Raw genomic sequence first — 20043 nt, forward strand, 5'->3', positions numbered from 1 at the left:
GAGCGGATCGTTGCGAGGATGCAGGGATGGAGCAGCCCGCGTCGTTCATCGCCGACCTCGTTCGGCGTCGGCTCCGGACGGAGGGGGTGGATCCGGCGACCGACCCGGAGCGGGCGCGGGAGGTCACCCGGGCGGAGGTGCGGCGTCACGATGATCGGGCGCTCGCGCGGGGCGGCGTGCTCGTCGAGGACGAGGCGGCGTGCGTGCGGGACGTGCTGGCGGCGGTGAGTGGCTTCGGTGCTCTGCAGCCGCTGCTCGACGACCCGGGTATCGAGGAGGTGTGGGTCAACGGCGACGGGGCCGTGCACACGGCGCGGGGTGGGGTGGCGGAGCGGACGGGGTTGCGGCTGGACGAGGCGACGGTGCGGGATCTGGTGGAGAGGATGCTGCAGGCGACGGGACGGCGCGTGGACATCGGCCAGCCGTTCGTCGATGCCTCGCTCCCGGACGGCTCGCGGCTGCACGTGGCGATCGCCGACGTCGTGCGCGGGTCGTGGGTGGTCAACATCCGCAAGTTCCTTCCCGGGCACCGCTCGCTCGATGCGCTCACGGCACAGGGCGCGCTGACTCCCGAGGCCGCACGGGCCCTCGGTGAGGCGATGCGGACGGGAGCATCCGTGATCGTGTCAGGGGCGACCCATGCGGGCAAGACGACGATGCTCGGAGCGCTGCTCGCCGCCTGCGCGGCCGAACAGCGCATCATCACGGCGGAGGAGACGTTCGAGCTCGCGGTGGACGGCCCCGATGTTGTGGCGCTGCAGGGGCGTCAGCCGAGCCTGGAAGGCACGGGCGAGATCACGCTGCGGCGGTTGGTGAAGGAGGCCTTGCGAATGCGACCGGACCGGCTCGTGGTGGGGGAGGTGCGGGATGCGGAGGCCCTCGACCTCGTGCTCGCACTGAACACCGGGGTGCCCGGGGCCTGCACGGTCCACGCCAACTCCGCCGCGGAGGCACTCGACAAGCTGTGCCTGCTGCCCCTGCTCGCCGGCCGGAACATCGACCGCGGCTTCGTCGCTCCGGCGATCGCGTCGTCCGTCGATCTCGTCGTGCACTGCACGCGCGATGCGGCAGGGCGTCGATACGTCGAGGAGATCGTCGCCCCGACGGGTGAGGTGGTCGAGGGGCGGGTGCTCAGCACGCCGGTCTTCGGAGCCGGGCGACCCCTCGACCGAGCGGCCGCGGCCGGGACGGGGGTTCTCGCATGACGATCCTCCTCGGGACGACGCTCGCGGCCGGCGTGCTGCTGATCCTGTCACCGTGGCTGTGGCCGGCGGGGGAACGCTCCTCGACTGCTCCGCATCGCGGTCGTCTGGCTCGTCTCGCGGGCGAGGCGGGGTTCCCGGCGGTGCAGACCCGCTCTCTCCTGATCGGCGTCGCCGGTTCCGCGCTCGGCGCCGCCTCCCTCGCCTGGCTCGTCACGGGAAGCGCCGCTCTCGCGATTCTCGCCGGGCTGGCCGGAGGCGCGGCGCCGATCGCCTACCTGCGTGGCCGCCGTCTGCGGCTGCGACGTCTCCGGCGCCAGCTCTGGCCCGACGTCTGCGACCTGCTGATTGCCGCGATCCGCGTCGGCCTGTCGCTCCCCGATGCGGTGGCCACCCTCGCGGAATCGGCTCCACCGCCGCTCCGCCCCGCGTTCGACGCGTTCGCACGGGATCTGCGGAGCAGCGGACGGTTCGACGCCAGCCTGGACCGGCTGAAGGCCATCCTCGCTGATCCTCTCGGCGACCGGATCATCGAGACGTTGCGGATGGCGCGGCAGGTCGGCGGCACCGAGCTCATCGTCGTGTTGCGGGCGCTCTCCTCGTCGGTGCGTGCCGACGCGGCACTCCGCGGCGAGGTCGAGGCGCGGCAGTCCTGGATCCGCGGGGCGGCCGTCCTCGGGGCCGTGGCGCCGTGGGTGATCCTCACTCTCCTGATTCTGCGCCCGGAGGGGGCGAAGGCCTATGGCACGCCGGAAGGGATCGCCGTCATCGTCGTGGGCGCGGTCGTGTCCGTCGTCGCGTTCCGCCTCATGATCCGAATCGGTCGGCTGCCCGAGCCGCGTCGGTGGTTCGGGTGAGCGGGCTCTCCGCGCTCGCGGTGGCCCTGCTCCTCGGCGGGGGATTCGCCGCGGGTGTCCTCTCGCTTCTGGCAGGCCTCCCGCGGTGGCGGGCGGCGTCGCTCGCGTCGCGGATCGCGCCGTACGTGCGGGACGTCGTCGACGACGAGGTGTTGCCGCGGGAGGCCTTCCCTCGGCCCGGCACCCTGTCCGCCGGAGGGTTCCGCCTCGGTGCGCGCGGTGCGCAGGCGCTCGACCGTCTGCTCGGTGGGACGGAAGCTCTCCGACGGCGGCTCGCGCAGGCCGGGTCGACACTCGATCCTGTCGCCTTCCGCGGTCGTCAGCTCGTGGTTATCATGGGCGGAATCGCCGCCGGGGCGCTCGCCGTCATCGTTCTCGTCGTGATCGGTCGGTGGTCGCTTCCGGTCGGGTCGATCCCGCTCCTCGCGGGAGCGGCAGCTGGTGTGGCGTACGACCTGCGACTGTCGGCGCGGGTGCGTGCGCGGAAGGTGCGTCTGACGGAGGAGTTGCCGACGACGCTGGAGTTCCTGGCGCTCTGTCTCTCGGCGGGAGAGGGGTTTCTCGATGCTGTGAAGCGCGTGGCCGGTGTGGGATCCGGGGAGCTCACGGTCGAGCTGCGTCGCGTAGTACTGGAAGTCGGGACGGGGTCGCCGCTGGCGGACGCGCTGAGTGCCATGGCGGCCCGGCTGGAGCTGCCGGGGCTCACGCGGGCCGTGGACCAGATCGTCGCCGCGCTCGAACACGGAGCGCCGCTCGCCGCCGTCCTGCGCGCGCAGGCCGATGACACGCGGGAGGAGGCCAAGCGCACGCTCATCGAGCAGGCCGGACGGAAGGAGATCTTCATGCTCCTGCCGCTGGTGTTCCTGATCCTGCCGTTGTCCGTCGTGTTCGCGATCTACCCCGGGCTGTTCATCCTGCGCCTCGGCATCGGGTGAGTGGTCGGCCGAAGGCGTCCCGGGGGCTTACCGTTTGACTATGGGAAGTCTCGAGTACAACAGCTCTCGTCCGCCGATCGACGTCGAGGACACCCTGCTGGCGCATCTGAAGATCGTGATCTCCACCAAGCTCCGTCGCCAGGAGAGCTTCATGATGACGTGGCCATCGGGGAAGAAGAGCCCCGGCCGGCTCTCCGCGTGGATGCACCCGGCCATCCCGCTGGTGCTCGAGTTCGACGCCGACCCGGTCCCGGCGATCGACCCGGCCCGGGTCAGCCACATGATGGAGCGCTTGAACGCGCGCGGCGAGCTCCTCATCGACGAGTTCACCTCCTGACGCTGCCGCGGCTTCTCGCGCGCTCAGACGTCCCAGTCCGGCAATCCCCCGAGGTCTGCGGCGAGGCTTCCCTCGCCGGATACTTTGACCTGGAAGAGGAACACCCGCGAAGTCGGGTGGACGAGGACGCTCGCGAGGCCGTCCGATGTGGCGAACGAGACGAACGTGGGTTCGACGCGTGCCGCGGCTTCGATCCGCTCCCGGAGGGCGACGACATCCGTGCCGCGAGGCAGGGGATAGGTCAGCCCGTCGATCTCGACCCGCGCCCGCATCTCATCGTCAGGTCCGGGGCGCATGCGTGACAGGCTATCCCTCGTCGTGGTGTCCGGACCCGGGGTTGTGCGATTCGCGCGACGGGGGTACAGAACCCCGCCGCTTCGCCCTCCGGGCGCCGACGACGATGACGATGATGACGGCGACGAGGATCACCACGCCGACGACGATCGCGATCAGCACCGGAATCGACGGCAGCAGAGGGTTGGGTTCCATGAGGTGGGAGCCTATTGCGTTCCGTCGCTTTCGGACAGGCAGCGACGCAGCCCGCCCGGATGCACCGTCTCGGCATGAGCGGCCTCACCTCGAGATCCACCTCACACCGTCGATGTCGGGCGGTAACCGAGTTGCAGCGTTCGTCTCGAGCTCTTCTACCAGGGGAATGAGGACCTCCCAGAGCGCCCAATGCTGCGGTGTACCCGTTTCTCCTGGTGTCTTGTCACTGCGCATATGGGTCGGAAGTGGCGTACGCCAACCGAAGCGCGACCCGGCGGAGTCTGTAACCTGCAGCGTCAACGACTCGCCGTCGGCTTCCAGATGCGTCAACTCGAGTTCCGCCGGCACCACGATCGTCCCGTGCGCCTTATCCCATTCTTCGCGGACCGCTGAGAGAAAGGTCTCTGCATTCACGTCGCTACCCATGCGTAGTGCTGCCCTTCAGCCCGCAACGTTAATGACCCACTGGGGACACACCGTGACGTGGTTCCATTGCCCGCGCGAGCAACGATCGGCTGTGCAATATTATCGGCCCACGTCGAGACGATCCGATAGGCCGTGTCACCCACGGCCATCGCTGCGCGGTCGTCGGATCGTCGCCCGCTCGGACTCGACGGGTGGTTGAGCCGCTGCCGGTGCGACGCCAGTTCCCAGCATCGCGACGGCAGCAACCAACGCCATCCCTGCACGCCATTCACACTTCTCCGAAATCCCCATCATCGCTCGATGGCTCGCACCTGCGGGCCAGCGTCACAGTCACCTCGAAGTGATCAGGTGTCTGTCACCTCATCGCGTCCGGCTGCGGACGTGTGGTGCCTGCGTGGCTAGACGGGCTTCGGCACGGCGCGAAGTGCACGTGAATCACGGATGCGCTCGGTGACTTCTGGCACGATCTGGCAAGCCGGCTCCGGCTCGGACAAAGACCGCCTCGAACTGGTGTCGCCGCGTGAGGGCGCGGGTCACCCGCACGGCCCTGTGGATAACGTCCGCACCGCGACGGCTCTCCGATGCACACTGGCGGCATGATCTCTCGTGCGCGCTCGATGCTCCGTGCCCTTCAGGATGACGAACGGGGAGACGTGCCCGGCTGGGTGCTCGTCACATTGATGACCGCGGGCCTCGTCGTGCTCATCTGGGCGGTCGCCGGGCCTGCGCTCACCTCCCTCTTCGAGCAGGCCATCCAGCGGGTGTCGGGGCTCTGACATGCGTGCGCCTGCGGGGGTGACCGAAGACCGCGGATCGAATCCGGTGGAGTTCCTCCTCGTCGGCACCCTGCTCACCGCGCTCACCCTCGCAGTGCTGCAACTGGCGTTCGCGATCTACGTGCGCAACGTCGTCCATGACGCCGCGGTCGAGGGGGCGTACTACGCGGCTCTCGCAGACACGACAGCCGCGGAAGGGGAGGAGCGGGCGCGCGAGGTCATCCGTCGCGCGGTCGGCCCCTCCTACGCGGACGACATCACGGTGGCCTCGGCGCGGCGAGCGGGACAGGAGACCGTCGAGGTCCGGATCCGGACGATGCTCCCGGTGTTCGGCCTCGTCGGCGTCCCTGCGGCCTTGCAGGTGGAGGCCCACGCACCGGCGGAGTCCTTCGATGCGCGATGACGCCGGGTCGAGCTCGCTCGAGTTCATCGCCGTCGGTGTGATCATGCTCGTGCCGCTGCTGTACCTCGTGATCGCCGTGGGGTCGGTGCAGGAGCAGTCGCTGGGCGTCGAGGCCGCGGCGCGGCAGGCCGCACGTGCCATCGCGTCGGCACCCGACTTGTCGGCGGCGGCCGGCCGCGGGGAGCGAGTGCTGGAGGGGATCGTCGAGGAGTACGGCATCGACCCCGGCGCGGTCGACGTCGAGGTCTCCTGTCGGCCCCGTCCATCGCCCTGCCCGGCGGCGGGGACGACGGTGGTCGTCACGGTCTCGACGCGGGTGCCGCTGCCGCTGGTGCCGGGCGTGCTCGGACTCGACAAGGCGACGTCCGTCCCCGTGGAGGCCGTATCGGTGCAGAAGGTGTCTCGGCGATGGGGCGCGGGATGAGGGGACGCGTGCCGGCCCTGAAGCAGCACGGAGAGGGCGACGACGACGGGAGCGTGCTGCTGCTCGTGCTCGGCTACCTCGTCCTTGCGCTCGCGGTGCTCTTCGTGTGCGTCTGCGCCACCGACCTCTACATCGCCCAGAAGCGGCTGGACGGTCTCGCCGATGCGGCGGCGCTCGCCGGAGCGGACGGCTTCACGCTGCAGGTGGAGGGGGAGGTGCCCCGGGCGACGCTCACCGACGCGGGGGTGGCCGAGCAGGCGCTGCCGCTCGTCCTCGGAGCGGGGTTCGAGGCGACCGTCGTCGATGCGGGAACCCCGGACGGTGTGAGCGCGCGCATCACCGTCGCGGCGACCTGGCACCCGCCGCTGCTCTCGCCGTTCGTGCCGGACGGGGTGACGCTGCAGGCGACGGCCACGAGCCGGACGGCGCTGCGCTGAGTCGCACGCCGAGCGTTCGCCGTCTGCCCGACGAGGCCTCTCGATCGTCCGCGATGTCTGCGTCGGAGGAGGCGTCAGGGACCAGTGCAGCAGACGAGGAATACTGATATGAAACGGACAAAAGTTGTGGTCATGTGAGGCGTGAAACACTTCATGTGCATAACATTCGGTATCAGAAGTCGCGCTTGCTCAGATGAGCCGGAGCGCAGCGCGCGCATGCATCGTTGTCGAAAGGTCCCGAACGTGAATGCAAGAGAAGTGAGACCGCGCGGACGACGCAACAACGGGGTGCGAAACGCGGTGATTGCAGCCCTATTGGCGCTCGTGCTCGGATTCGTTGCCGTACCGACTGCTGCCTTCGCGGCCGACCGGTGGTATGCCTCGGGTGTGGCGAGATCCGAAGGCCAGCCTGCACTCTCCCGGCAGGTGACCCTCAACGGCGCTCGCGGCGGGGCGGCATCGAACTATATGCGCTTCCATCTGGTCAATACCTACTCCTGGCAGGGCCAGATCGCTAGTTCTGTCGTGGACGGGCACTCCACAAGCTTCAGTCATGCGAAGGTCTCGAGAGCTTTCAGCAACTGCTGGTGGGACTACCCGGAAGGGAACATCCCGAAGAGCCAGAAGATCGGCGTTTCATGCGCGTACACCAATTGAGCTCCGGGTCACGTCGCGTGCGAGTGGTCACTGGAGCGGCGATAGCGGCAGCTGCGATCGTCGGCGTTGGACTAGGCGTCACCACCCAGGGCGGCGCCCCGGTGGCGCGAGGTCCACGGATGGCAGCCGCTGCTGCGGTGATCGACAGGCTGGGGAGCGTAGAGAGGCCCACTGACGTGCTCCCGGCTGGTATCGACCTTGAGGAACTGGATGAGACCGTCGATTCGACGAGTATCCGTCTACTAGGTCAGGACGAGGTGTCTTCATATTGGATGGGTACGAAAGAGGGTGGCGATGTCTGTCTGATCACGGACTTCGTACAGGACGTGTCGGCGGTGGCCTGCACCAGTCCGGAGCGATTGCAGCAGAAGGGCATGGCCTGGTCCCTCGCGGGGGACCCCGCATCGGACGGCTATCGGGCAATTGTGGCATTGGTGTTGCCTGACATCGCCGCGCCGGACGAGATGCGAGTAAACCTCGTGAAGACCGCTGCGGAGCTTCCGGATCGCGCCGAAGCAGAAGCGACGCGGGTGTGGGATGAGGTGTCCCCAAATTTGCTGATCGCGGACGCTTCAGCCCTCGATCCCCGCCTGCAGTACGTGATCCCTTTCAGTCAGCCATCGGATGAGTCGGCCGTCAATGCGGTTGGCATCACCTTCGTCTTTGATCCATCGACGGTGCCGGCAACCAAGAGGCTCGAGAAGAGGTCGACTGACTGATGGTGAAGATCTCGAGGCTCGTTCTCGCTCCCGCGACTGCGCTGATGGTTGTGGCGACGAGCGGGTGTTCAGGCTCTGCCGGAGGCTTCTCCGACCTCACATCCCCGGATGTGGCAGGCATAGAACTGCCGACGAATCTTCCTGAGAACGCGCTCGAAGGGTTCGAGATAAACAGCGCACGATGGGTAGGTGCGAGCGCTGATGCGGACGTATGGCTGGCGAAAGGCAAAGAGCATCCGGTCTGTTTCTTGAGTTACTCCACCGAACGCTGGTTCAGCGCGTGCGGGAGCGGCGGCACCTATGCCCTCGGAGAGGAGACGTATTGGATAGTCCCGGACGGCGGCGCCGTCCCGACAGATGCAGCACCGGTCTCTCGAAACGTGTACCGGTCTTCATAAGGCGCGAAGCGCGGGTCTTCCCGACTGCTCAGTCGTCGGCCGGGTCCGGCATGCGCGGGGGCGTCCGGGGGACGAATCGGGGGATCCAGCGGAGGAACCCGGCGGCGCCGACGAGTCCGATCAGGCCCATGGCTCCCGCGGCGAACGACAGGGACGCGACCGCGGTGATGCCCGAGACGAGGAGCGGAGCGACCGCGCCGCCGGCATCGGTCAGCGTGCGCCACGACCCGAGGAACGCGGCGGGGTCGTGCTTCGGGGCGACATCCGCACCGAGCGTGAGGAGGATGCCGCTCGACAGCCCGTTGCCGACGCCGAGGACCGCGGCGAACATGCCGAACCAGAGCACCGCGGAGTCGAGGTCGTGCGTGACCGACAGGGCGAGGAACCCGGCGCCCATCAGCACCATCGCGGGCATGGCCGCCCAGAGCCGGCCGAAGCGGTCCATCACCTGGCCGCTGGCATAGAAGAGGGCGAAGTCGATGGCTCCGGACACGCCGACGACGAGGGCGATGGTCGATGCGTCGAGACCCAGCGAAAGGCCCCACAGCGGCAGGACGACCTGCCGTGCCGACCGCACCGCGGACAGCGAGGCCGCAGCGAGTCCGAGCCGACCGAGCACTCCGCGCTGCCGCCACATCGTCTGGAAGATGCCGGCCCGCTCGACGGTGGGGATCGACCCGGTCACCGCCTCTCCGCTGTCCTCGGCGAACCGGATCGTCGTCCGCAGCGGGGCGACCGTCTTCTCCGGATCCGGTCCGAAGAGCACGAGCGCGACCATGACGACGAGGCAGGCGAGGAAGAACCAGATCGCCGCGGCCTCGGTGCCGAAGAGCTGCAGGAGGCCGGCGGAGATGAACGGGCCGATGAAGATGCCCAGACGGAAGCTGCCGCCCAACAGGGAGAGCGAGCGGGCGCGGAACGCCAGCGGCACCCGCGTGGTCATGAACGCGTGCCGAGCGAGCCCGAACGCCGCGGCGCACAGGCCCAGGAGGAATACGGACGCTGCGAGCACCCCGAGCGACGGCGCGAACACCATGCCGACGGCGGCGAGGATGGCGATGACGCCCGCGATCACCATCGTGAAGCGCTCGCCGATGCGGCCCACGGCCCAGCCGGCCGGGAGGTTGCCGCAGAGTTGACCGACCACGAGCGCCGAGGCGACGAGGGCCGCGAAGGCGACGTCGGCGCCCATGGACGCGGCGATCACCGGGATGAGCGGGATGACGGCACCTTCACCGAGGGAGAAGAGGACGGTCGGCAGGTACACCATCGGTCCGAACTGGCGGAGGACCGTGGATGCGCTGCTCACGTCCTTCACGCTACTCCGGTCGGCGCACGGCCCTGGACATGCCCGTCCCCGCGCGCACGGGCGGCACGTTAGGCTGAGGTGTCATGCTCGAACTAGATCTCTCCGCCGAAATCCAGGCGCTCAGGCACACCTTCGGCGACATCAGCGAGGTCGTCGATGTCAACCGTCTCCGCGAGGACATCGCGCGTCTCAGCGAGGAGGCCGGTGCGCCCGACCTCTGGGACGACACCGAGAACGCCCAGAAGGTCACCAGCGCGCTGAGCCACCGTCAGTCGGAGCTCGCCCGCATCACCGGCATCGCCCAGCGCCTCGACGATCTCGAGGTGCTCGTCGACCTGGCGAACGAGATGGGCGACGAGGAGTCGGCGATCGAGGCGCGCAAGGAGCTCCAGACGCTCACCGACCTCATCAACCAGCTCGAGGTGCAGACGCTGCTCGACGGCGAGTACGACGAGCGCAGCGCCATCGTCACCATCCGCTCCGGCGCGGGCGGCGACGACGCCACCGACTTCGCCGAGATGCTCATGCGCATGTACCTGCGCTGGGCGGAGCGGCACAAGTACCCCGTGAAGGTCATGGACACCTCGTACGCGGAGGGCGCGGGCATCAAGTCGGCGACCTTCGAGATCGACGCGCCGTACGCCTTCGGCACGATCTCGGTCGAGGCGGGCACGCATCGCCTCGCCCGCATCAGTCCGTTCGGCTCCGCGGACAAGCGCCAGACGTCGTTCGCCGCCGTCGAGGTCATCCCGCTCATGGAGGAGGCGACCGAGGTCGACATCCCCGAGAGCGACATCCGGGTCGACGTCTTCCGCTCTTCCGGCCCCGGTGGCCAGTCCGTCAACACGACCGACTCCGCCGTGCGCATCACGCATCTCCCGACCGGCATCGTCGTGTCGATGCAGAACGAGAAGTCGCAGATCCAGAACCGCGCTGCGGCCATGCGGGTGCTGCAGAACCGCCTCCTCCTGCTGCAGAAGGAGCAGGAGGCCGCCAAGAAGAAGGAGCTCGCGGGCAACATCACCGCGAGCTGGGGCGACCAGATGCGCTCCTACTTCCTCTACGGCCAGCAGCTCGTGAAGGACCTCCGCACGGGCCAGGAATCCGGCAACCCGGCCGCCGTGTTCGACGGCGATCTCGACGACTTCATCTCGGCGGGCATCCGCTGGCGCAAGCGCAAAGACGAGGACTGAGGGCTCACACCCACACGACGAAGGCCCCGGGAGCTCCCGGGGCCTTCGTCGTGTGGTGAGGCTGGGTCAGCGTGCCGACGCCTCGACCGTCACCCTGGCGACCTCCTGCAGCATCTCGTCCGTGATGACGATCACGTAGGACGGGCTCTCGGCGACGTCGAACGACACCGTCCCCTCCGTCGTGGAGCCGGCCTTCTGCTGGCTGGACTCCAGCGTCGCGTCGCCGAAGATGTCGTAGTCGCCCTCGGTACCATCGGCCGTCTCGACGGAGAAGTAGAGGGGGTTGACGTACGTCGTCCCGTCGAGCGTCTCCCAGGCGACGTCGATCACCAGGTAGCCGCCGTTGTTCGCCTCGAAGTCCGAGCCGTTGCTCGGTCCGTACGTGGCCGAGCGGATCGTGACCTCGGCGGTGCCCTCGATCTGCGGCACGGCGACCGGCTCGCCGAGCGTGCCCTCGGCGACCTCCCCCGTGCCCGAGTCGCCGGTGTCATCGGTCTCCGGCGCCGGGCTCTGGCTCGTGCCCTCGTCGTAGTCGGGAAGCGGGACCGGGCGCACGTTGTTCGCGACGGACACGACGAAGAGGATGCTCACGACGATCGCGACGATCCCGCCGAGCACGGAAACCCCGAGACCGGTGATCCCCGGCCACTTGGTGCCCTTCAGGAACAGCGAGATGAGGGAGACGATGAATCCGGCCGCCAGGAGGACCCAGGCGAACGGAAGCGTCAGGGGGATGAAGGCGAGGATGAGGCCGAGCGCGGCGATCCCGAGGCCGACGAGGCCGAGCACCGACGTCTTCTTCGGCCCGACGGGGGCCGGCGCCTGGCCAGGGTACGGCGCCTGTCCGGGGTAGGCGTTCTGTCCGGGATATGCACCCTGACCAGCGGGGGCCTGCCCCGGGTAGCCGCCGACGCCCTGCGTGCTCGGGTATGCGCCCGGGGCCGGGTACCCGCCATGAGCCTGGTACGCATTCGCGCCGGGAGCGGCGGGAGGATAGGTCGCGGCTCCGCCATCGGCGCCCACCGGCGGGACGACCGGTGCCGCACCGGGGAGATCGTGCGCGCCGGAGGCGGGTGCCGTCCAGTCCTGTGCGGGCTCGGGGGAGACGACGAAGTCGGTCGCGGGCTCGTCCGGGGCGATCTCGCGCTCGGCCGCGACGGTGGCGGAGGGCTCGGCGGACGAAGCCGCCTCCTCCGCCAGGGGCGCACTGTCGGGCGCCTCGGCTGTGGTGTCGGGGGGGAGGTCCTCTGCGACCGCTTCGTCGGTCGTCGCAGCGGTCGGCTCTGTCGTCGCGGACGTCTCCGGCGCGAAGTGCTCCGTCCACTGCTGGCCGTCCCACCAGCGCAGGCGCCCGGAACCGTCGTCGTACCAGCCGGCAGGTGTCGTCATGGGGGTCCCCTCCGTGTGTGCGCTCGCGCGCGGTGGACGCGAATCGACACTCCATGTATAGCAGCGGGCGACGACATCGGTGGGCCTGCGACCACGGCGGAGGAGCGGAGCGGCCTCCTGCGCGGCGGGGTGTCGTGCCGAGGCGGGGCCCGTGGCGCGCTTAGGCTCGAATCGCCATGATTCGGTTCGAGAACGTCACGAAACGCTACCGCGGGACGTCGAAGCCCGCCCTGTCCGGTGTCGACTTCGAGGTGCAGCGTGGGGAGTTCGTCTTCCTCGTCGGTGCCTCCGGCTCCGGCAAATCCTCCTGTCTGCGCCTCATCCTGCGCGAGGATGTGCCCACGACGGGTCGCGTCGCCGTCCTCGGCCGCGATCTGCGGGCTCTGGCGAACCGGAAGGTGCCGTACTTCCGTCGGCACATCGGCTCGGTGTTCCAGGACTTCCGGCTGCTGCCGTCCAAGACGGTCTACCAGAACGTCGCCTTCACGCTGCAGGTCACCGGCTCGTCCCGCGGCTTCATCCAGCAGGCCGTTCCCGAGGCGCTCGCCCTCGTCGGACTCGACGGCAAGGAGAAGCGCATGCCGCACGAGCTCTCCGGCGGCGAGCAGCAGCGTGTCGCGATCGCCCGGGCGCTCGTCAACCGCCCGCAGGTGCTGCTCGCGGACGAGCCCACCGGAAACCTCGACCCGGCGACCTCGGTCGACATCATGCAGCTCCTCGCGCGGATCAACGCGGGAGGCACGACGGTGCTGATGGCCACCCACGAGGCCGGCTTCGTCGATCAGATGCGCCGCCGCGTGATCGAGCTCCGCGACGGCGAGATGGTCCGCGACGAGGTGCACGGCGGATACGGCGACACCTCGAACATCCCGCGCCTGGTGCCGGAGGAGGTCCGCGGAGCCGCTGCCGCCGCCGCCCTCACAGCCGTACAGGAGGTGCAGCGCCAGACCGCCGACCTCTCCGTGGTCCGCGCCGCGCTGGCCGAGGAGCTGGATGCCCAGCGCCGGGCCGCCGCCGCATCTCCCGCGGTCACCAGGCCCGCTGCCGACGCGACCCCGCAGGTGGTCGAGCCCCCGGAGCCTGTGCGGGAGCCTGGCGTGGTCGAACCGCCGGACGTCGTGCAGCCGCAGCCTGCCGCCGCGCGCCCGGCGCCCGCGGGTCCGCGGACGCACCCGATCGTGATCCCGGAGGTGGACGTCGCCGAGCTCGGCGTCGCGGACCGCCTCGGCCTGTCGGACCAGGACGACGAGGAAGTGGGCCCGACCTCATGAGAATCGGCCTGATCCTGACCGAGGCCCTCGTCGGCCTGCGGCGCAACATCTCGATGGTGATCTCCGTCGTGCTCGTCACGTTCGTGTCGCTCACGTTCGTCGGCGCCGCAATCCTCATGCAGTCCCAGATCGGCGTCATGCGCGGCTATTGGGCCGAGCGCGCCCAGGTGGCGGTGTACATGTGCTCTGCAGTGTCGGAGTCGGACACCTGCGTGGACGGTGCGGCGAGCGAGGAGCAGGTCGCCGCGGTGCGTGCCCAGCTCGAGGGCGACGCGCTGTCGCCGCTCATCAGCTCCATGACCTTCGACACGAAGGAGGAGACGTACGCCAAGCTCGTCGAGCAGGTGGGGGAGGAGCAGGCCAGCGTGCTCTCGCCCGACCAGGCGTTCGAGGTCTTCTTCGTCACGATGAAGGACCCGGGCCAGTCGCAGGTGCTCGCCGAGGCGTTCAGCGGGCAGGCCGGAGTGGAACAGGTGCAGGACCAGCTCCAATACCTCGAACCGCTCTTCTCCGCGCTGACGGTGGCGACGTACATCGCCGTCGGCATCGCGGTCCTCATGCTCATCGCCGCGACGCTGCTGATCGCCACGACCATCCGCCTGTCCGCCTATGCGCGGCGCAAGGAGATCGGGATCATGCGGCTCGTCGGCGCCTCGAACCGCTTCATCCAGACGCCGTTCGTGCTGGAGGGCGTGTTCGCCGCGCTCCTGGGCTCGGCCCTCGCGAGCGCGGCGGTCGTCGCCGGCATGCACTTCGGCGTGAACGGCTACCTGCGCGGGCGCGTGCCTTTCATCACCACCTGGGTGACCATGCAGGACGCGGCCCTCGTGGTCCCGGTCCTCGTCGGGATCGGTGTCGTGCTCGCGGCGCTGTCGGCCGGCTTCGCGATCCGACGGTGGCTTCGCACCTGATACCCTGAAAGGCTGCTCGGCAGATCCGCCGCCGAGCCGTCCACGGCACCACAGCACAGGAGATCATCATGCCCAGGGAACGCGGGGAGAAGGTCATCGCGACCAATCGTCGCGCGCGTCACGACTACACCATCGAGAAGTCGTACGAGGCGGGCATGGTGCTCACGGGCACCGAGGTGAAGTCGCTCCGTCAGGGGCGCGCGAACCTCAGCGACGGCTACGCTTTCGTGAAGGGCAACGAGGTCTTCCTCGACGCCGTGCACATCCCGGAGTACTCGCAGGGGCACTGGACGAACCACTCGGCCAAGCGCATCCGCAAGCTCCTGCTCCATCGGGAGGAGATCGCGAAGCTCGCCCACGCCGTCTCCGCAGGCGGGTACACGCTGATCCCGCTCAAGCTGTACTTTTCCGACGGCCGCGCCAAGGTCGAGATCGCTCTCGCGAAGGGCAAGCGCGAGTACGACAAGCGGCAGACCCTCCGCGAACGCCAGGACACCCGTGAGGCCGAGCGGGCGATGCGGCTGCGCAACCGGGTGGGCGAGTAGCCTCCCCGGCTCAGAGGCTCGGCGTGAAGCCGAACACCCGGCCGAGGAACGCGAGCTCGCGTTCCAGCGCGTCGACGATGGTCTCCGCGCTGCGGAACCCGTGACCTTCGCCCGGGTACAGCACGTACTCGTGGTCGATGCCGTTCGCCGCCAGCGCGTCGCGGATGGCCTCGGACTGGGACGGCGGCACGACGCGGTCCTCCCCGCCCTGCAGCAGCAGCACCGGCACGTCGATGCGCTCGGCGTGGGTCAGGGGCGAGCGCTCGATGTATACGTGCTCGGCAGCGGGGAGCGGACCGACGAGGCCGTCGAGGTACGACGCCTCGAAGTCATGGGTCTCGGCGGCGAGCATCCGCAGATCCGCGACGCCGTAGCGACTGATGCCGGCGGCGAACGTCCCGCCGCGCACGAGCGCCGAGAGCACCGTCCAACCGCCGGCCGAGCCGCCGCGGATGGCGATGCGCGCGGGGTCGGCGAGCCCGGCGTCGGCGAGCCCGCGGGCGGCCGCGATCACGTCGTCCACGTCGACGACGCCCCACTGCCCCTGCAGGCGGTCGCGGTACGCCCGGCCGTAACCGGTGGACCCGCCGTAGTTCACGTCGAGGACCCCGATTCCCCGGCTCGTGAAGAACGCGATCGAGGCGGAGGCCGCTCCCGTGACGTGGGCGGTCGGCCCGCCGTGCACGAGCACGATGTAGGGCGGGAGCTCGCCGTCGGCGCCCCGGGGCTCTCCGGGCGCGGCAGGCGGATAGGCGAAGGCGTGCACGGGCCCGTGCGCACCTTCCACGACGAGCTGCTGGGCCGCCGGCATCCAGTCCTCGTCGACCGGAGCGCCGCCGGTGACGGTCTCGACGGCACCGCTGTCCACGTCGACGCACCAGATGCCCGAGGTCACGCGCGAGCCGTCTCCGCTGAGCAGGACGCGTGAGCCCGAGACGTCGTCCACGCTGAGGTGCCCGTCGGCCGGGACCGCGATCACGCGCGTCTCGCCGTCCGCGGACACGAGCTGCACCTCGTCGCGGCCGTCGGTGCGGACGGCCACGAGGCGGCCGTCCGCCAGCGGCTGGAACCAGCGGTTGCCGAGCACCCACAGGCCGTAGCCGGTGTCCGCGTCGGAGGAAGTGAGCGGACGGGAGGCACCGGGCTGGAGTCCGTCGAGCGCGAGGTGCTGGAGCTGCCAGCGTCCCGAGGAATCATCGGCGAACACGAGCGCGTCGTCGCCGGCCCATTCCGGCTGGAGGGCGGCGGAGGTGGGGACCCGGGTGATCGCCCGGCCGGCCGCTGATCCGATCGCGAGCGTGGCGCTCTCCCAGGGCATGCTGTCCGCCTGCCATTCGACCCAGGCGACGCGGCTGCCGTCGGGCGAGAGCGCGGGGTGGGCGAAGAAGCCGGGACCCTCGACGATCACCCGGATGGCGGAGGCATCCTCGGCGGCTGAACCGTCCGCGGGGATCTCCACGATCGCGCGGCGGTGCGGGTCTGTCGAGAGGTCTTCCCGGACGGCCAGCAGCCGGCCGCTCTGCACGCGCAGCCCGCCGTACGACGGGCCGGCGGCGGTGAGGGGGCTCGGCTCGGAACCCCGATCCATCCGGTGCACGCGCTGGTCGGCGCCGGAGACGAAGTACAGGGTGTCGCCATCGACGGTCCAGGCACCGCCCCCGTACTCGTGCACGCGGGAGCGGGCGTTCCAGGGAGCCGGGAGGATCTCCGCGCCCGTCGAGCTGCGCACCGTGACGCGGCCGCCCTCAGCCGGCACGGACTCGGCCCACCACACCTCGTCGCCCACGAAGCGGGCCCCGTCGATGCGCGGTGCTGCTCCTGCGACGGCTGCGGCGGTGAAGGGGGAGGACCAGGAGCCGAACGGTGAGGACATGCCTCGAGCCTACGGGCGGTGACACACGACGTCACACTCGTGCGGCGGGCCGAGGGCGTGTTCTAGGTTTCTGGAAACGCCCGGTTCATCCCGGGCGTGGAGCGACAGCCGAGCCCGGCACCCGCCCGCGAACGACGTGCTCTTCGTCGTGCGCGGACCCCGGCCCCTGTCCCCTGGAGAGAAGATGTCTTCCACGTTCGACGCCTCCCGCGCCTCCCGCGTGCCGTTCTCCTTCGAGCTCTACCCGCCGCGCTCGGAGTCGAGCCAGGAGGCCCTGCACGAGACCGTCCGTCGTCTCGCCGCGGCCGGCCCGGAGTTCCTGTCGGTGACCTACGGCGCCGGCGGCTCGACCGGCGGCCGCTCGCTCGATGTGCTGCGCTTCATCCGGGAGCACACCGACGTCGAACCCCTCGCTCATCTCACCTGCGTCGGCAACACCTACGCCGGAGCCACCGCGCTCATCCGGGAGTTCCTCGACGCCGGGATCCTCCGCTTCCTCGCCCTGCGCGGAGACCCGCCCGCGGGACAGAGCGAGCCCTTCCTGGGGGACCTGGAGAGCGCCGCCCAGCTCGTGCAGCTCATCGATCGCGTGCAGGCCGAGCGCGCGCCGTACCAGGAGTCTCCGGTCCCCGGTCTCCCCGGGGCCGCACTCGTCGCCCCGCGGCAGAAGGTCGACATCGCGGTGGCCGCGTTCCCGAAGGGGCACCCCCGGGCCACGCACCGCACGCAGGATGTCGAGGCGCTGCTCGCCAAGCAGGCCGCGGGGGCGACCTTCGCCATCACGCAGCTCTTCTTCCACCCCGATGACTACCTCGCCTTCGTGGAGCGCGCCCGCGCCGGAGGCGTCACCATCCCGATCCTCCCCGGCATCATGCCGATCACGTCGCCGGCCCGGCTGGCCCGGGTGCTGGAGCTGACCGGGGAGGACCTGCCCAGCGAGCTCTCGGTCGCCCTCGATGTCGAGCCGACCGCCGAAGGGCGGCGGGAGATCGGGATCTCCTGGGCCGCGCGCCTCGCCGCCGACGTCGTCGCCGGCGGGGCCCCCGGCGTGCATCTGTACGCCTTCAACCAGCACGAGACCGTCCTGACCGTCCTCGCCGAAGCCGGCATCGTCCCGGCGCTCCGGCACTAGTCCCCGCCGAAAGGAAACACCATGACCGCATTCCCCGAGGGCACCATCCTCGGCTACCCCCGCATCGGCCGTCGCCGCGAGCTCAAGAAGGCCGTCGAGGCGTTCTGGGCCGGCCGCATCGACGAGCAGGAGCTGGAGCGGACGGCCGCGGAGCTGCGCGCGGCGACCCGCGAGCGCCTGGCGGAGCTCGGCCTCGGCCGCACGGACTCGTCCATCCCGGAGTCCTTCTCCTTCTACGACCAGGTCCTCGACGCCGCCGTCACGGTCGGCGCGATCCCCGCCCGCTTCGACGACCTCCGCGAGGCGGACGGCACGATCGGCCTGCCCGCGCTGTTCACCGTCGCCCGGGGCGAGGGCGAGCGCGCGCCGCTGGAGATGACGAAGTGGTTCGACTCGAACTACCACTACCTCGTGCCGGAGATCGGGCCGGAGACGGTGTTCTCCCTCGCCAGCGACCGCCTGGTGCGCGAGGTCGCCGAGGCCGTCGCCGCCGGCTTCGTCACGCGTCCCGTGGTCGTCGGGCCGGTCACCCTGCTGGCGCTCGCGAAGGCGTCGGACGACGCTCCGGAGGGCTTCGAGCCGCTCTCGCGGCTGGAGGACGTGCTGCCGGTCTACGTCGATCTGCTCGTCCGTCTGCGCGCCGCGGGCGCCGAGTGGGTGCAGCTCGACGAGCCCGCCCTCGTGAGTGAGTCGCTGCCGGCGACGCCCGCGCAGCTCGCCTCCGCCGCGGAGCGCGCGCTCGCGGTGCTCGGGAACGCCGAAGAGCGGCCCTCGATCCTCGTCGCGGCGCCGTACGCGAGCCTCGGCGCGACGTTCGCGACCGTGGCCGCCGCCCCCGTCGAGGCCATCGCCGTGGATCTCGTGCGCGGCACCGTGCCCGACGCGGTGCCGGGCCTCGAGGGCAAGACCCTCGTCGGCGGTGTGATCGACGGTCACAACATCTGGCGTGGCGACCTCTCCGCGGCGTTCGACTCTCTGGAGGCGCTCCGTGCGCTCGGGGCCCCGGTGTCGGCATCGACCTCGACCTCGCTGCTGCACGTGCCGCACGATGTGGACGACGAGACCGCGCTCGACGAGCGTCTCGTCTCGTGGCTCGCGTTCGCGGACCAGAAGGTGCAGCAGGTCGTGACTCTCGCCCGCGGCCTGTCCGCAGGGCGCACGGCGATCGCGGCCGAGCTGGACGCCGCGACCGCCGCGCTGCAGGACCGCCTGACCGCTCCCGGCGTGCGCGACGGCGAGGTGCGTGCCCGTGCGTTGAGCGACGCCGACTTCGCCCGAGCCCCGTACCAGGAGCGGGAGGAGGCGCAGAACGCCCTCGGCCTGCCGGCGCTGCCCCTGACGACGATCGGCTCCTTCCCGCAGACCGGCGACATCCGTCGCGCGCGCGCCCAGTTCCTCCGTGGCGAGATCCCCGAGGACGACTACGAGGAGTTCCTGCGCCGTGAGGTCGCCGCGGTCGTCTCCCTGCAGGAGGACCTCGGTCTCGACGTCCTCGTGCACGGTGAGCCGGAGCGCAATGACATGGTGCAGTACTTCGCGGAGCACCTCGACGGCTTCGCGGTCACGCAGCACGGCTGGGTGCAGTCGTACGGCTCGCGAGCCACGCGCCCGTCGATCCTCTGGGGCGACGTCTCGCGTCCCGCGCCCATCACGGTCGCCTGGTCGGCGTACGCCCAGTCGCTCACGGCGAAGCACATGAAGGGGATGCTCACGGGCCCCGTCACGATCCTCGCGTGGTCCTTCGTCCGCGACGACCAGCCGCTGGGCGTGACCGCGAACCAGGTGGCGCTGGCGCTCCGCGATGAGATCGCCGACCTGGAGGCCGCGGGCATCCAGGTGATCCAGGTCGACGAGCCGGCGCTCCGGGAGCTGCTCCCGCTGAAGCAGGCCGACCAGCCGGCGTACCTCGACTGGTCGGTCGCGTCGTTCCGACTGGCCACGGGCGGCGCGGCACCGGCCACGCAGGTGCACACCCACCTCTGTTACTCGGAGTTCGGCGTCGTGATCGACGCGATCCGTGCGCTCGACGCGGACGTGACCTCCATCGAGGCGGCCCGGAGCCGCATGGAGGTCGTCGCGGACATCGCCGAGGTGGGCTTCGACCACGGCATCGGCCCCGGCGTGTACGACATCCACTCGCCGCGCGTGCCCACCGTGGAGGAGGTCGAGTCCCTGCTCCGGCGTGCGGTCGACGAGATCCCGCTCCGGCAGCTCTGGGTGAACCCGGACTGCGGTCTGAAGACCCGCGGCTACGCCGAGACCACGGCGTCGCTGCGGAACATCGTCGAGGCGACCCGACGGGTGCGCGAGGACGTGGTGGTCACCGCCTGACGCGGTCGTCCCCGGACACACGAAGGCCC

22 protein-coding genes are annotated in these 20043 nt (G+C 70.2%); 17 read left to right on the forward strand and 5 right to left on the reverse strand.

Annotation, left to right across the window (positions count from 1 at the left end; all coding sequences use genetic code 11):
* The first annotated feature begins 26 nt into the window (after positions 1 to 26).
* Genes BK819_RS14100 through BK819_RS14115 form a run of 4 tightly spaced genes read left to right on the forward strand, consistent with a single transcriptional unit; the run spans position 27 to position 3331 of the window.
* Entirely contained in the window at positions 27 to 1205 is a 1179-nt protein-coding gene (locus tag BK819_RS14100; RefSeq protein WP_071329692.1) for a CpaF family protein, read from the forward strand.
* A complete protein-coding gene (locus BK819_RS14105; RefSeq protein WP_071329693.1) occupies positions 1202 to 2059 on the forward strand; it encodes a type II secretion system F family protein in 858 nt (285 codons plus the stop codon). The genes BK819_RS14100 and BK819_RS14105 overlap by 4 nt, the downstream gene beginning before the upstream one ends.
* On the forward strand, positions 2056 to 2994 hold the full coding sequence (locus tag BK819_RS14110) for a type II secretion system F family protein (protein ID WP_071329737.1): 939 nt from the start codon (positions 2056 to 2058) through the stop codon (positions 2992 to 2994). The genes BK819_RS14105 and BK819_RS14110 overlap by 4 nt, the downstream gene beginning before the upstream one ends.
* Positions 2995 to 3034: 40 nt before the next feature.
* Positions 3035 to 3331 carry a hypothetical protein gene (locus tag BK819_RS14115; protein ID WP_025105304.1) on the forward strand — a complete coding sequence of 99 codons (297 nt, stop codon included), beginning with the start codon at positions 3035 to 3037 and terminating at the stop codon, positions 3329 to 3331.
* A 23-nt stretch (positions 3332 to 3354) separates the two neighbouring features.
* Here BK819_RS14115 and BK819_RS14120 read toward each other — a convergent pair whose 3' ends face one another.
* Positions 3355 to 3627, reverse strand: coding sequence for a hypothetical protein (locus BK819_RS14120; RefSeq protein ID WP_143049314.1), 273 nt, complete (start codon positions 3625 to 3627; stop codon positions 3355 to 3357).
* A 10-nt stretch (positions 3628 to 3637) separates the two neighbouring features.
* Entirely contained in the window at positions 3638 to 3820 is a 183-nt protein-coding gene (locus tag BK819_RS14125) for a hypothetical protein (protein WP_071329695.1), read from the reverse strand.
* Positions 3821 to 4842: 1022 nt separating this feature from the next.
* On the opposite strand from BK819_RS14125, the gene BK819_RS14130 reads away from it, so the two are divergent.
* From BK819_RS14130 to BK819_RS16630, 7 genes are all read left to right on the forward strand, one after another.
* On the forward strand, positions 4843 to 5022 hold the full coding sequence (locus tag BK819_RS14130; protein WP_071329738.1) for a hypothetical protein: 180 nt from the start codon (positions 4843 to 4845) through the stop codon (positions 5020 to 5022).
* A gap of 19 nt (positions 5023 to 5041) precedes the next feature.
* Positions 5042 to 5425 carry a TadE/TadG family type IV pilus assembly protein gene (locus BK819_RS14135; protein ID WP_256209480.1) on the forward strand — a complete coding sequence of 128 codons (384 nt, stop codon included), beginning with the start codon at positions 5042 to 5044 and terminating at the stop codon, positions 5423 to 5425.
* On the forward strand, positions 5415 to 5849 hold the full coding sequence (locus BK819_RS14140; RefSeq protein ID WP_071329697.1) for a TadE family protein: 435 nt from the start codon (positions 5415 to 5417) through the stop codon (positions 5847 to 5849). Before BK819_RS14135 ends, BK819_RS14140 begins: the two co-directional genes overlap by 11 nt.
* Before the next feature lie 8 nt (positions 5850 to 5857).
* Positions 5858 to 6286, forward strand: coding sequence for a pilus assembly protein TadG-related protein (locus tag BK819_RS14145; protein ID WP_256209481.1), 429 nt, complete (start codon positions 5858 to 5860; stop codon positions 6284 to 6286).
* A gap of 243 nt (positions 6287 to 6529) precedes the next feature.
* Positions 6530 to 6943, forward strand: a complete 414-nt coding sequence (locus BK819_RS16625) for a hypothetical protein (protein ID WP_143049315.1) — start codon at positions 6530 to 6532, stop codon at positions 6941 to 6943.
* Between the two features lie 119 nt (positions 6944 to 7062).
* On the forward strand, positions 7063 to 7662 hold the full coding sequence (locus BK819_RS14150) for a hypothetical protein (protein WP_143049316.1): 600 nt from the start codon (positions 7063 to 7065) through the stop codon (positions 7660 to 7662).
* Positions 7662 to 8060: a hypothetical protein gene (locus BK819_RS16630; protein ID WP_143049317.1), complete on the forward strand. Its 399-nt coding sequence runs from the start codon at positions 7662 to 7664 to the stop codon at positions 8058 to 8060. Before BK819_RS14150 ends, BK819_RS16630 begins: the two co-directional genes overlap by 1 nt.
* A 28-nt stretch (positions 8061 to 8088) precedes the next feature.
* Here the strand turns inward: BK819_RS16630 and BK819_RS14155 are convergent, their stop codons facing one another.
* Positions 8089 to 9330: an MFS transporter gene (locus BK819_RS14155; protein ID WP_071329740.1), complete on the reverse strand. Its 1242-nt coding sequence runs from the start codon at positions 9328 to 9330 to the stop codon at positions 8089 to 8091.
* A gap of 122 nt (positions 9331 to 9452) precedes the next feature.
* Here BK819_RS14155 and prfB point away from each other — a divergent pair, with 122 nt between their 5' ends.
* A complete protein-coding gene (gene prfB / locus BK819_RS14160; protein WP_025105296.1) occupies positions 9453 to 10562 on the forward strand; it encodes a peptide chain release factor 2 in 1110 nt (369 codons plus the stop codon).
* Between the two features lie 66 nt (positions 10563 to 10628).
* On the opposite strand, the gene BK819_RS17045 is transcribed toward prfB, so the two are convergent.
* Positions 10629 to 11951, reverse strand: coding sequence for a DUF2510 domain-containing protein (locus BK819_RS17045; protein ID WP_071329699.1), 1323 nt, complete (start codon positions 11949 to 11951; stop codon positions 10629 to 10631).
* Between the two features lie 176 nt (positions 11952 to 12127).
* Here BK819_RS17045 and ftsE point away from each other — a divergent pair, with 176 nt between their 5' ends.
* From ftsE to smpB, 3 genes are all read left to right on the forward strand, one after another.
* A complete protein-coding gene (ftsE, locus tag BK819_RS14170) occupies positions 12128 to 13222 on the forward strand; it encodes a cell division ATP-binding protein FtsE (RefSeq protein ID WP_071329700.1) in 1095 nt (364 codons plus the stop codon).
* Positions 13219 to 14133 carry a permease-like cell division protein FtsX gene (gene ftsX / locus BK819_RS14175; protein WP_071329701.1) on the forward strand — a complete coding sequence of 305 codons (915 nt, stop codon included), beginning with the start codon at positions 13219 to 13221 and terminating at the stop codon, positions 14131 to 14133. Before ftsE ends, ftsX begins: the two co-directional genes overlap by 4 nt.
* A gap of 68 nt (positions 14134 to 14201) precedes the next feature.
* Positions 14202 to 14678, forward strand: a complete 477-nt coding sequence (smpB, locus tag BK819_RS14180; protein WP_062636644.1) for an SsrA-binding protein SmpB — start codon at positions 14202 to 14204, stop codon at positions 14676 to 14678.
* Positions 14679 to 14688: 10 nt separating this feature from the next.
* Here the strand turns inward: smpB and BK819_RS14185 are convergent, their stop codons facing one another.
* On the reverse strand, positions 14689 to 16551 hold the full coding sequence (locus tag BK819_RS14185) for a prolyl oligopeptidase family serine peptidase (RefSeq protein WP_071329702.1): 1863 nt from the start codon (positions 16549 to 16551) through the stop codon (positions 14689 to 14691).
* 184 nt (positions 16552 to 16735) lie between these two features.
* On the opposite strand from BK819_RS14185, the gene BK819_RS14190 reads away from it, so the two are divergent.
* Positions 16736 to 17683 carry a methylenetetrahydrofolate reductase gene (locus BK819_RS14190; protein WP_071329703.1) on the forward strand — a complete coding sequence of 316 codons (948 nt, stop codon included), beginning with the start codon at positions 16736 to 16738 and terminating at the stop codon, positions 17681 to 17683.
* Between the two features lie 21 nt (positions 17684 to 17704).
* Positions 17705 to 20014 (forward strand): 5-methyltetrahydropteroyltriglutamate--homocysteine S-methyltransferase, encoded by a 2310-nt coding sequence (gene metE, locus BK819_RS14195; RefSeq protein ID WP_071329704.1) that lies wholly within the window; start codon positions 17705 to 17707, stop codon positions 20012 to 20014.
* Positions 20015 to 20043: the final 29 nt, after the last annotated feature.

This window comes from Microbacterium sp. LCT-H2, from assembly GCF_001866135.1.
In the GTDB taxonomy this organism is placed as follows: domain Bacteria; phylum Actinomycetota; class Actinomycetes; order Actinomycetales; family Microbacteriaceae; genus Microbacterium.

Bases quoted from the DNA above. Each gene is read 5' to 3' on its own strand.
- BK819_RS14100 (WP_071329692.1), top strand. From the start codon at position 27: ATGGAGCAGCCCGCGTCGTTCATCGCCGACCTCGTTCGGCGTCGGCTC.
- BK819_RS14105 (WP_071329693.1), top strand. From the start codon at position 1,202: ATGACGATCCTCCTCGGGACGACGCTCGCGGCCGGCGTGCTGCTGATC.
- BK819_RS14115 (WP_025105304.1), top strand. From the start codon at position 3,035: ATGGGAAGTCTCGAGTACAACAGCTCTCGTCCGCCGATCGACGTCGAG.
- BK819_RS14120 (WP_143049314.1), bottom strand. From the start codon at position 3,627: ATGCGCCCCGGACCTGACGATGAGATGCGGGCGCGGGTCGAGATCGAC.
- BK819_RS14125 (WP_071329695.1), bottom strand. From the start codon at position 3,820: ATGGAACCCAACCCTCTGCTGCCGTCGATTCCGGTGCTGATCGCGATC.
- BK819_RS14130 (WP_071329738.1), top strand. From the start codon at position 4,843: ATGATCTCTCGTGCGCGCTCGATGCTCCGTGCCCTTCAGGATGACGAA.
- BK819_RS14140 (WP_071329697.1), top strand. From the start codon at position 5,415: ATGCGCGATGACGCCGGGTCGAGCTCGCTCGAGTTCATCGCCGTCGGT.
- BK819_RS14150 (WP_143049316.1), top strand. From the start codon at position 7,063: ATGGCAGCCGCTGCTGCGGTGATCGACAGGCTGGGGAGCGTAGAGAGG.
- BK819_RS16630 (WP_143049317.1), top strand. From the start codon at position 7,662: ATGGTGAAGATCTCGAGGCTCGTTCTCGCTCCCGCGACTGCGCTGATG.
- BK819_RS14155 (WP_071329740.1), bottom strand. From the start codon at position 9,330: ATGGTGTACCTGCCGACCGTCCTCTTCTCCCTCGGTGAAGGTGCCGTC.
- prfB (WP_025105296.1), top strand. From the start codon at position 9,453: ATGCTCGAACTAGATCTCTCCGCCGAAATCCAGGCGCTCAGGCACACC.
- BK819_RS17045 (WP_071329699.1), bottom strand. From the start codon at position 11,951: ATGACGACACCTGCCGGCTGGTACGACGACGGTTCCGGGCGCCTGCGC.
- ftsE (WP_071329700.1), top strand. From the start codon at position 12,128: ATGATTCGGTTCGAGAACGTCACGAAACGCTACCGCGGGACGTCGAAG.
- ftsX (WP_071329701.1), top strand. From the start codon at position 13,219: ATGAGAATCGGCCTGATCCTGACCGAGGCCCTCGTCGGCCTGCGGCGC.
- smpB (WP_062636644.1), top strand. From the start codon at position 14,202: ATGCCCAGGGAACGCGGGGAGAAGGTCATCGCGACCAATCGTCGCGCG.
- BK819_RS14185 (WP_071329702.1), bottom strand. From the start codon at position 16,551: ATGTCCTCACCGTTCGGCTCCTGGTCCTCCCCCTTCACCGCCGCAGCC.
- BK819_RS14190 (WP_071329703.1), top strand. From the start codon at position 16,736: ATGTCTTCCACGTTCGACGCCTCCCGCGCCTCCCGCGTGCCGTTCTCC.
- metE (WP_071329704.1), top strand. From the start codon at position 17,705: ATGACCGCATTCCCCGAGGGCACCATCCTCGGCTACCCCCGCATCGGC.